Genomic DNA, 9,425 nt, shown 5'->3' with positions numbered 1-9,425 from the left:
TTATCTGAGCTCTCCCCCCCCCCCCCACCCTCCCCCCCCCCCCCCCCCCCCCCCCCCCCCCCCCCCCCCCCCCCCCCCCCCCCCCCCCCCCGGGACCCCAAGACCGCGTGTGCCCCTGGTCAGGGGCAGGACTCGCCGAACTTCACCGCGGTGAACTCCACCGGCTGCCCGTTCAGCTTCGCGCCGGCCTTCGGGGTCTGGGTGCACACCTTCCAGTTCGACTCCATGAGGATGAACCGGTCGTCGGCGGACGCGTCGTTCACCGTCAGCGAGGTGCCGGAGTCGAGGGCCGCGCGGGCGGCCTTCACGGACTTGCCCTTGAAGTCGGGCATCGTCCCGTCGGCCGCGGAGGGCGCGCTCTGGTCCTTCTTGGGACACGTCTCGTCGAGCTTGACCGCGCCGAAGTCGAGTTCGGTGTCCGTCGACACGGTCTTGCCGGCTGCGACGTTCTGCGAGCAGACCTTCCAGTTCCGGTCGAAGGCCTGCATACGGCCGCGGCCGAGCGAGTCGTGGGAGACCAGCCCGTAGAAGCCGGCCTCCTGAGCGGCGTCCTGGGCGGACTGGAGGCCCATGCCGACGAAATCGAGGACGGCCTTCTTCTCGGCCTCCGCCGTGACGCTGGGGCTCGCGGCCTTGGCGTCGGGGCTCGCGGAGGTGGCCGTGGCGGGCGAACCGGCGGGTGTGGCGGCGCTCGTGGTGGCCGCGCTCGCGCCGCTGCTGTCGGCGGTGCCCTTGTCCTCCATGGCCGAGCCGATGCCGCCGAGGATGAAGACGCCTGCGGCGATTCCGCCGATGACCTTCCAGTTGGCCATGCCTGCCCCCTTGTGGTGCGGTTGTGGTGCGGTTGTCGTGCGGTTGGTGCGGGGTGAGCGTAGGCGAGATGTGGGGGTGTTGTGCAAGTTTTGATGATCACATGAACGTATCGGAAATGTGTGCTGACCTGCTGCGCTGTCGTCAGGCGCGCGGAGCATCGAGGGGGGCGGTGCGCTGCCGCGGTGGGCTGTGCGGGCAGGATGGGGGCATGAGCGTAGTCAAGATCAACGTACTGACCGTCCCGGCGGAGCAGCGGGAGACCCTCGAGAAGCGGTTCGCCGCGCGGGCCCACGCCGTCGAGAACTCGGACGGCTTCGAGTGGTTCGAGCTCCTCCGCCCGGTCGAGGGCACCGACACCTACCTCGTCTACACCCGCTGGCGTGACGAGGCGTCGTTCCAGGCGTGGCTCGAAGGCCCGATGAAGGCGGCCCACCGGGGCGGCGCGGAGGGCGAGCGGCCGCAGCCCGCGGCCTCGGCCTCCACCCTGTGGTCCTTCGAGGTCGTGCAGCAGGCGGCGCCGAAGGGCGAGTAGTCGTTCCGTCGGCGGAGCCTCCCGGCGGGGGCGCCGCCGCGCACGGTTCCACCTCGACGACATCGGCTCCACCGCCGGACGCGCCGCCGAACTCGGCGCGAGGGCCACGAGGCTGCCGTTCGGGCATCGGCTGATCCGAGCGGGCGAGTTCGCGGTGGGCGGGACCCGGCCGGCAGTAGGCCGGTCGGCGGATCCTCGGGGCCCGCGGGCGCATCCGTTCGAGTGGCAACGGGCCGTCGGCGAAGCGGCGCGGACCTGTGCGGCGTTGTGCAGGATCCATGCCCCTCAGAAGGAAGGACCTTCCATGCGACGTGCCACGGTGTTCGCGATCTGCGCCCTCATCACCGCCGCAGCAACCGGATTCCTCGCCACCAGCGCGATCCGCAGCCGCTGAGCGACCACGACCCTGCCGGCCATGCCTCCGCCCCCGCCGCACTCGCGGCGGGCCCAGCCGGCCGCATCGGCGGCCCCGGCAGCGGCCGACTCCAAGGGACTCCAGGAGCGGTTCGCTGGTCGGCGCGGGGCCGCCTTCGGTCTATGGCCGGCCGGGCTCAAGCCTGGAGATCCTCCAGGCGCATCAGAGCGTCCCCCACCGCGTCACGTTCCTCGACGGTGAGCTCAACGGCCGTGGCCGTGGCCCTGGCCAGTGTGGCCGCCATCGTCCTCTCGTCCGCGAGGCGTCCGGCGATGTCCGCCCGTAGGACGAGGAGTTGAAGCAGCTGCGCACGCGTCGGCTGTTCGTCGTCGAGGGCCAGTGCGCGATCGATGATCTTCGCGGCGGCGGCCGGGTCCTCCTTCGAGTCGGCGAGCACGGACGCGTGGTGGAGGGCCCGGGCGAAGGTCTCCTCGGGTGCGGGCCGATGGTGCGGCTCCTCGCTCGTCGGCCGACCCACGCGGATGCAGTTGCCGCCGGGGTCGGTCATCAGGAACTGCCGCACGCCGTAGGACATGTCTTTCAGCGGTCCGATACGGGGCAGGCCCCGGGTCGGGATCCTGCCGTACGCCGCCTTGAGCCCGGCGCGGAAGGCCTCGTACAGGGCGTCCACGTCGTCGGTCCGGACGTAGCACGTACTGATCGACTCCGATGGTTCGTACCGCTTCATCCCGAAGAACTGGAGCTGGATGTCGCCGCGTTCCACGACGGCGTAGGGGTTGGGGCTCCGTTGCCGGAACGTCACCTCGAACCCGATGGCGGTGTAGAAGTCGAGCACGGGCTGGAGGGTCCGGCACGGCAGGATCGGAATGGTCTGCTCTCCCATGCCCCCACTCTAATCAAACTTGACTAGGGTGGGGGCGCAACCGGTTACGCCGGTTTCATGGAGCCTCCGTGTCCCCACCCTCGCCGTCCCTCGGTGACCTGCGCACCCGGGCCACCTCTCGGGTGACCGCCCACGCGTCCGCCACCGGGCCCGCGTGCCCGAGCTTGTCGGGGTTGGTCACCGCGCGGATCGTCTGGATCCGTCCGTCGAGGATGTCGAGCGTCATGGTGCTGATGATCCGGCCGTCGCGGTCGCGGAAGACCGCGCCGGGCTGACCGTTGACCTGGTGCGGCTCGATCGTGGCGCCGATGACGACCATCGGCGCACCGGTCGTGGCGAGCACCCGGGCCACCTTCTCGGCGCCGGTGACTCCCCCGCCCCACCGCGGGGCCTTGCCGCCGCCGTCGCCGACCATGTGGACATCGGCGGCCAGGAGTTCCCGCAGACCGTCGACGTCCCCTTCCCGGAAGGCGTCGAAGAAGCGCCCGGCGAGTTCCTCGCGCTCCTTGCGGTCGGCCTCGAAACGGGGACGGCCCTCGTCCATGTGGCGGCGCGCCCGCACCGCGAGCTGACGGCAGGCCGCCTCCGAACGACCCACGGCCGACGCGACCTCCGGGAAGCCGAACCCGAACACCTCCCGCAGCACGAAGACCGCGCGTTCGAGCGGGCTCAGCCGTTCCAGGAGCAGCAGGGCGGCCGTCGACAGCGAGTCGGCCAGTTCCGCCGAGCGTTCCGGGTCCTCGTAGGGGTCGGTCAGGAGCGGCTCGGGGAACCACGGCCCCACGTACTCCTCCCGTCGGACGCGAGCCGAGCGCAGGACGTCGACCGATATCCGGGTGACCACGGCCGACAGGTACGCCTTCGCCGACGCGGGCTGTGCGCGGGAGGCCGCGTAGCGCAGCCAGGTCTCCTGGACCGCGTCCTCGGCCTCGCTCACGCTGCCGAGGATCCGGTAGGCGATCGCGAACAGCAGGGACCGCAGGTCCTCGAACTCGTCGGCCCGGGTCACGCCAGCTCCTCCCGGAAGCCCTGCCGCCACGAGGGGTGGCCCGGCTCCCAGCCCAGCTCCCGTCTGGCCCTGGCGTTGGAGAAGCCGCGGCCCTCGGTCATCATCACCACCGCCTGGTCCCCGGCCAGCAGCCGGGCCAGCCACCTGGGGATGCGCAGCGGCGGCCTGGCGCCCGCGCACATCGCCAGATGGGGCAACCACTCGGCGGCCGGGGCCGGTTCGTCGTCCACGATGTTGAACACGCCCCTCGCCTTCCGCTCCACGGCCAGGACGGTGGCGTCCGCCGCGTCGTCGAGATGCACCCACGAGCTGTAGCCGGTGCCGCGTCCGATCAGCGGGTACTGGCGCTTGCGCACGAGTTCGACCTGGTCGTCGGTGGCTCCGGGGCCGTAGAAGGCCCCGTAGCGCAGGACCGCGCCGCCTGCGTCGAGGACCACGTCCTCGTTGTGGGCCATGGCCTTGAGGCCCCCGTGGGCCGCCGTCCCCGGCAGCAGGTCCAGCGGGTCCTCCTCGGTCTTGATCCAGCCGCCCTCGCGGATGCCGTTCCAGCTGGCGTAGCCCTGGGCGACGACATGGGACACGCCGGTCGCCTCGGCCGCGGCCAGCAGATGGTCGGTCCCCTCGGTGCGCAGCCGGTTGGTGGTGGCGAACCAGCGGTCCGGATGCTTGATGTCGGGCTTGCCGGCGTGCGCCGGGGAGATCGCGGTCATCTGGTGCACGATCGTGTCCGGCCGCGCCTGGGCCACCGCCTCCCCGACCGACGCCGCGTCCAGCCCGTCCATCACCACCCCGTCCGCGCCCAGCCGCTCGAGCAGATCCAGTTTCGCCGCGCTCGTCGTCGTCGCCGTGACCTGATGGCCCCTGGCCACGAGCCGCGGCACCAGCCGCCGCCCCAGGACACCGCTCCCGCCCGCCACGAACACCCGCATGCCTCTCACCGTCCCGCTCCCGTCCCGCTCCCGGGACTCCGTCCCGTCTCCCCCACGAGACGAGACAGCCCGGGAATCTGTGACATGGGGCCCCGGACACCTCGGTGACGTGCCGGTTCCTCGCTCAGGACAGCGGCAGGCGCATGATCGTCAGGTCGAGCCAGCGGCCGAACTTGGTGCCGGCCTCCGGGACGGTTCCGACGTGCAGGAACCCGAACCGTTCGTGCAGCCGCACGGACGCGGCGTTGCCGGCCTCGATCCCCGCGATCATGACGTGATGACCGGCCTCGCGCGCCGCGGCGACGAGGACGGTCATCAGCGCCGTACCGACGCCGAGGCCGTGCCGGCCCTCGCGGACGTAGACCGAGTTCTCCACGGTGTGGCGGTATCCGTCGAACGCGCGCCACGGGCCGTAGACGGCGAATCCGACGACCTCGCCCTCCGCCTCGGCCACAAACGCCGAGCCCCGCTCCAGGTGGGCGGCGAGCCAGACGGCACCCTCGGCGGGCGTCTGCGGGGTCTGCGTCCACAGTGCCGTCGAGTGCTCGATCGCGTGGTTGCGAATGGCGAGGACGGCCGCCGCGTCGTCGGGGCCGGCCGGACGGACAGCCACCCCCTTCATCTCGTATATTGGATTCATGTCCAACATAGTAGACCCCCTGGTCGGGCAGATCGCCGCGCGGGTCCGCACCGAGCGGGAGCGGCGCAAGTGGACCCTCGCGCAGCTCGCGGCGGCCTCCGGTGTCTCGCAGGCCATGATCAGCCGGATCGAGCGGGGGGAGAGCAGTCCCACCGCCGTCGTGCTCGGCAAGCTGTCCGCCGCCTTCCAGCTGAGCGTGTCCTCGCTGATGGCCCTCGCGGAGGGAACACCGAGCGGCGACACGGACGCCACCGGTGAGACGGGCGCCACGGGCGACACGAACACCACGGGCGCCACGGCGGGGCTGCGCCGGCACGCCGACACGCCCGAGTGGCGCGACCCGGCCACCGGGTACCGGCGGCGCCAGATCACCGGTCCGCGCTTCCCCGCGGAGATCGCCGAGATCCGGCTGCCGGCCGGCGCCCGCGTGCCGTACCCGGCCGCGGCCTTCGCCTTCGTACGGCAGATCGTCTGGGTGCTCGAAGGGCGGCTGACCTTCCACGAGGGCGACACCGTGCACGAACTCGGCGCCGGGGACACGATCGAACTGGGCGAGCCCGTGCCCCGCGCGTTCGCCAACGACAGCGACACCGAGTGCCGGTACGCCGTCGTCCTCGTCCGGGGCGAGGGGCCGTGACGCGGGCAGCGGGGCGAGGCCGTACGTTCCTGCTCGCCGCCATCGCCGGAACGGCCGTCGCGAACAACTACGCCGTCCAGCCCGCGCTCACCGATGTCGCCGGACAACTCGGCGTGTCGCCCGCCGTGATCGGGCTCGTGCCGACCGCCGCGCTCATCGGCTGCACCGTCGGCTTCGCCCTGCTGCTCCCGCTCGTCGACCACGTGGCGCCCCGTCGCCGGCTTGTGCGACGTCGACCGCGTCTGCGGCCTCCAGGTCGCGCAGTCCTCGGTACACCGTGGTCAGCCCGATCCGTGTGCCGTCAGCGGGCATGCGCGCGTACAGATCCTGCGCGGAGACGAAGTCGCGGCAGTTCGCGAGAGCTGCCAGAAGGGCCGAGCGCTGACGGGTGGGCCGCTGCTGGATCGTCGGGTCGCTCACCCCACGTTTCACCCCCCGGTGCCGAGCCTGATGAAAATGACATCCATAACCATATGGACGGTAGCTCCATGTATGGATAGGGCGCCAGACGATATGGCGTCGCGTTTGCGGGTAGGAGGTGCGGCCCTCGTCGACCTGTTCCTCAACAGCGGCTGATGCAGGGATCCCGGCCACGCGGCAGCGGCGAAATGCGGTGCATGTCGCCGACGTTGGGCGGGCAGCTGTGGGGAAGGGTGGTGCCTTGAGCGAGGCAGCCAGGGCTTCGGCCTGCGCGTGTCCTGCGTATGAGTATGGGCAGGACGACGGCGCCCGATCAGCGCACGCGCCGCTCTTCCAGCGGTGCGGCCCGCAGTCGTCCGGCGGCGTCGCTCGGGAGGTGCGGGGTGTGTCGCACGAGTCGGGCGGAGTTGGCGACGACGGCGATGCTGCTGGTGTTGTGGAGCAGGGCGGCAAGGACGGGGTTGATGGAGCCGCCGGCGCTCGCGATGAGGCCGGCGAGGTTGACGCCGATGGCGAGGGTGTAGTTCTGCCGTACGACGCGCAGGGTGTGCCGGCTGAGTTCCACGACGGCGGCGACATTACGCAGGTCGTTTCCGGCCAGGGCGATGTCGGCGGTCTCCAGTGCGACATGGGAGGAGTGGGCGCCCATGACGATGCCGACGTCGGCTAGGGCCAGAGCGGGTGCGTCGTTGGTGCCGTCGCCGACCATGGCCACGGTGTGCCCCTCTGCCTGGAGGTCGCGGATCAGCTGGAGTTTGGCCTCGGGCAGCGCGTGGGCGTGGACTTCTGTGATGCCGAGGGTGTCGGCGACGGCCTGGGCGGTCTCGGGTGCGTCGCCGGTCAGCAGCGCGATGCGGGTCACGCCGAGTTCGGTGAGCTGGCGGACGACGGTGTCGGCTCCCCCGCGTACCGCGTCGGACAGGCCGAGCATGCCGATCAGCCTGTCGTCGTGGGCCAGGCAGATGACGGTCTCACCGGCGGCGCGCAGTCGGCTCGTCCAGTCCTGGGCGACCTCGGAGAGTTCCAGGCCGTGGCGGCGGAGCAGGGCGGGGCTGCCGACCAGGAGGCGGGTGCCGTCGAGTTCGGCGCGTACGCCCATGCCGAGGACGACCTCGCACGCCTGGTGAATGGGGATGTGCAGGTGCTGTTCCTCGGTGCGCCGGACGATGGCTTCGGCGAGCGGGTGGCGTGCGTGCAGCTCGCCGGATGCCGCCAGGCTGAGGACCTCGTCGGCGGTGACCGTCTCGTCGAGCGTGACCACGCTGGTGACCAGGGGGCGGCCGAGGGTGAGGGTGCCGGTCTTGTCGAAGACCACGGCGGTGACCCGGCCGATGCCTTCCAGGTGGGTGCCGCCCTTGATGAGGGTGCCGCGGCGGGCGCCGTTGCCGATGGCCGCGCTGATCGCGGTGGGGGTGGCCAGGCCCGCGGCGCAGGGGCAGGCGATCAGCAGCATGGTCATCGCCCGCCGGGCGTCCCGGGTCAGGACGTACGTGATCCCGGCGAGGGCGAAGGAGACGGGTACGAAGCGGCGGGTGAAGGCGGCGGCGACGGTCTGGATCGGGGCGCGGTCGGCCTGCGCCTCCTCGACCCGGGTGATGATCCGCCCGACGACGGTGTCCTGTCCGACCGAGGTGGCCCGCACGGTGAGGGAGCCGGTGGAGACGATGGTGCCAGCGTAGACTTCGGTGCCGGGCTGCACGTACACCGGGAGCGCCTCGCCGGTGATCGCCGCCTGGTCGACCAGTGCCTCTCCGGACTCGGCGGTCCCGTCGACGGGAATGCGGTGGTGTTCGTAGACCGCGACCACGTCCCCGGTCCTGACGTCCGTGAGATCGACCTCCACCTCCACGCCGTCGCGGACCAGCCAGACCCGCTCTTCGCCGATGGAGAGCAGTTCCTCGATGGCGCGCCGGGTCCGGCGCAGAGTGATGGACTGCAGGAACTCACCGATGTTGAGCAGCCACAGCACCATCAGAGCGACCACGTTCTCACGCAGAACGACCGAGATCACGGTCGCCGTCGTCACCAGCAGATCGGTGCCCGCGTGGCGTCTGCCGCCGAGGGTGCGTGCGGCGCCGCGGAAGAACGGCAGCCCGGTGAAGACCGTCACCGCGCCGAGGAAGCCCGCCGATCCCCCCGGCGTCCACGGAGGCCGGCCGAGCAGCCGCCGCAGCCCCACCAGGGCGAGCACCGCACCACCGACCACCAGCCGCGCGACCTCCCCCGTGGAGGAATCGGGCACGGACCGGCTGGCCCGGGCGGGCACCCCCGGTGGCGGCGCCTCGGCGAGGGCGGCGACCAGCCGGTCCACGTCGACCAGATCGGGCTGCACCCAGACGATCACCGCACCGGTACGCGGGAAAATGCGCAACGCCCTGAAGCCCGGCAGATCCGTGAACCGCTCGTCGACGATCCCGGCGCAACCAGGGCGCGCCCGCAACCAGGGAACCGTCATCCGTACCCGGCCTGCAGCGGCGGACCGCACGACCACACCGGAGCCGGAGTCGGAGGCCGGACCGGGGATGGGGCCCGCCCCCGGGACGGGTGCAGGAGCGGGGGTGGAGCCGGAGCCGGGCGCCGGAACGTCGCCGGATGCGGACGGGCCGGACATGGCAACAGCCTCTCAGTGCTCGTGGTCGTGATCGTGCCCCTCGACACCGACCGCCGAGGGCGGCGGCGCCTCCTCACCCAGTTGATCTCGGGCCTCCGCCAGGACGTCTCCGGCCTTCAGGCGGGCCTCCTCGGCAGCCTCCCCGAGCCACCGCCCGGTCGTGATGCCGCCGGCGATGCCGCTGACCAGAAGCCTGCGGGCCGCGGGTTTCGCCTTGGGCGCGACCTTGGCGGCCCCCCGCAGAACCAGTACGCCGGCGGTTCCGGACAAGGCGTAATGCGACATGCGGCCCACGACCGCACCTGCGAAAGCGGCAGGATGCATGATGCTCTCCTTCCGCGCGGCGGACTCCTCCGTCTTCGACGCGGTAAGTCCATTCTCGCCCCGTGGCGAACATCGTGCATCAGCCGCCGCAGCACGCTGTGGCCGCGCAGGTCACGGCGACGCGCGTTAAGTTCTTGGTAAGGACTTCCATATCGGATGGCCGGGCATGTTCTTGACATCCGTCTTCATCCAGCGTGGTGCCGAAGCCGGGACAGGCTGAACTCGGCGGACAACTCACGGAGGGATCCTCC

General features: G+C 71.7%; 10 protein-coding genes. 2 read left to right on the top strand and 8 right to left on the bottom strand.

The window, feature by feature from the left end:
* Positions 1 to 119: 119 nt before the first annotated feature.
* A complete protein-coding gene (locus ACZ6D7_RS46035) occupies positions 120 to 812 on the bottom strand; it encodes a hypothetical protein (protein ID WP_469504648.1) in 693 nt (230 codons plus the stop codon).
* A 209-nt stretch (positions 813 to 1,021) separates the two neighbouring features.
* Here ACZ6D7_RS46035 and ACZ6D7_RS46030 point away from each other — a divergent pair, with 209 nt between their 5' ends.
* A complete protein-coding gene (locus ACZ6D7_RS46030; protein WP_388387551.1) occupies positions 1,022 to 1,345 on the top strand; it encodes an antibiotic biosynthesis monooxygenase family protein in 324 nt (107 codons plus the stop codon).
* A gap of 551 nt (positions 1,346 to 1,896) precedes the next feature.
* Here ACZ6D7_RS46030 and ACZ6D7_RS46025 read toward each other — a convergent pair.
* The 4 genes from ACZ6D7_RS46025 to ACZ6D7_RS46010 all read right to left on the bottom strand — a co-directional run bounded on the left by ACZ6D7_RS46025 (position 1,897) and on the right by ACZ6D7_RS46010 (position 5,182).
* Positions 1,897 to 2,604 (bottom strand): bleomycin resistance protein, encoded by a 708-nt coding sequence (locus ACZ6D7_RS46025; protein ID WP_469504645.1) that lies wholly within the window; start codon positions 2,602 to 2,604, stop codon positions 1,897 to 1,899.
* A gap of 55 nt (positions 2,605 to 2,659) precedes the next feature.
* Entirely contained in the window at positions 2,660 to 3,613 is a 954-nt protein-coding gene (locus tag ACZ6D7_RS46020; protein WP_469504643.1) for an RNA polymerase sigma-70 factor, read from the bottom strand.
* Positions 3,610 to 4,542 carry an NAD-dependent epimerase/dehydratase family protein gene (locus tag ACZ6D7_RS46015; protein ID WP_469504640.1) on the bottom strand — a complete coding sequence of 311 codons (933 nt, stop codon included), beginning with the start codon at positions 4,540 to 4,542 and terminating at the stop codon, positions 3,610 to 3,612. The genes ACZ6D7_RS46020 and ACZ6D7_RS46015 overlap by 4 nt, the downstream gene beginning before the upstream one ends.
* 124 nt (positions 4,543 to 4,666) lie before the next feature.
* Positions 4,667 to 5,182: a GNAT family N-acetyltransferase gene (locus tag ACZ6D7_RS46010; RefSeq protein ID WP_469504637.1), complete on the bottom strand. Its 516-nt coding sequence runs from the start codon at positions 5,180 to 5,182 to the stop codon at positions 4,667 to 4,669.
* Between ACZ6D7_RS46010 and ACZ6D7_RS46005 the strand changes: the two genes are divergently transcribed.
* On the top strand, positions 5,181 to 5,819 hold the full coding sequence (locus tag ACZ6D7_RS46005) for a helix-turn-helix domain-containing protein (RefSeq protein WP_469504634.1): 639 nt from the start codon (positions 5,181 to 5,183) through the stop codon (positions 5,817 to 5,819). The two genes, ACZ6D7_RS46010 and ACZ6D7_RS46005, sit on opposite strands and share 2 nt — an antisense overlap.
* A 153-nt stretch (positions 5,820 to 5,972) precedes the next feature.
* On the opposite strand, the gene ACZ6D7_RS46000 is transcribed toward ACZ6D7_RS46005, so the two are convergent.
* From ACZ6D7_RS46000 to ACZ6D7_RS45990, 3 genes are all read right to left on the bottom strand, one after another.
* On the bottom strand, positions 5,973 to 6,239 hold the full coding sequence (locus ACZ6D7_RS46000; protein ID WP_469504632.1) for a transcriptional repressor: 267 nt from the start codon (positions 6,237 to 6,239) through the stop codon (positions 5,973 to 5,975).
* Positions 6,240 to 6,552: 313 nt separating this feature from the next.
* Positions 6,553 to 8,850: a heavy metal translocating P-type ATPase gene (locus tag ACZ6D7_RS45995; protein ID WP_469504629.1), complete on the bottom strand. Its 2,298-nt coding sequence runs from the start codon at positions 8,848 to 8,850 to the stop codon at positions 6,553 to 6,555.
* Between the two features lie 12 nt (positions 8,851 to 8,862).
* Positions 8,863 to 9,135 carry a DUF1490 family protein gene (locus ACZ6D7_RS45990; protein ID WP_469504650.1) on the bottom strand — a complete coding sequence of 91 codons (273 nt, stop codon included), beginning with the start codon at positions 9,133 to 9,135 and terminating at the stop codon, positions 8,863 to 8,865.
* Positions 9,136 to 9,425: the final 290 nt, after the last annotated feature.

This window comes from Streptomyces sp. NPDC041784 (assembly GCF_055591025.1).
This window is presented reverse-complemented; position numbering and strand designations above follow the sequence as displayed.

Excerpts from the sequence above, each read along its gene's own strand:
- ACZ6D7_RS46035 (WP_469504648.1), bottom strand. The coding sequence starts at position 812 with ATGGCCAACTGGAAGGTCATCGGCGGAATCGCCGCAGGCGTCTTCATC.
- ACZ6D7_RS46030 (WP_388387551.1), top strand. The coding sequence starts at position 1,022 with ATGAGCGTAGTCAAGATCAACGTACTGACCGTCCCGGCGGAGCAGCGG.
- ACZ6D7_RS46025 (WP_469504645.1), bottom strand. The coding sequence starts at position 2,604 with ATGGGAGAGCAGACCATTCCGATCCTGCCGTGCCGGACCCTCCAGCCC.
- ACZ6D7_RS46015 (WP_469504640.1), bottom strand. The coding sequence starts at position 4,542 with ATGCGGGTGTTCGTGGCGGGCGGGAGCGGTGTCCTGGGGCGGCGGCTG.
- ACZ6D7_RS46005 (WP_469504634.1), top strand. The coding sequence starts at position 5,181 with ATGTCCAACATAGTAGACCCCCTGGTCGGGCAGATCGCCGCGCGGGTC.
- ACZ6D7_RS46010 (WP_469504637.1), bottom strand. The coding sequence starts at position 5,182 with ATGAATCCAATATACGAGATGAAGGGGGTGGCTGTCCGTCCGGCCGGC.
- ACZ6D7_RS45995 (WP_469504629.1), bottom strand. The coding sequence starts at position 8,850 with ATGTCCGGCCCGTCCGCATCCGGCGACGTTCCGGCGCCCGGCTCCGGC.
- ACZ6D7_RS45990 (WP_469504650.1), bottom strand. The coding sequence starts at position 9,135 with ATGTCGCATTACGCCTTGTCCGGAACCGCCGGCGTACTGGTTCTGCGG.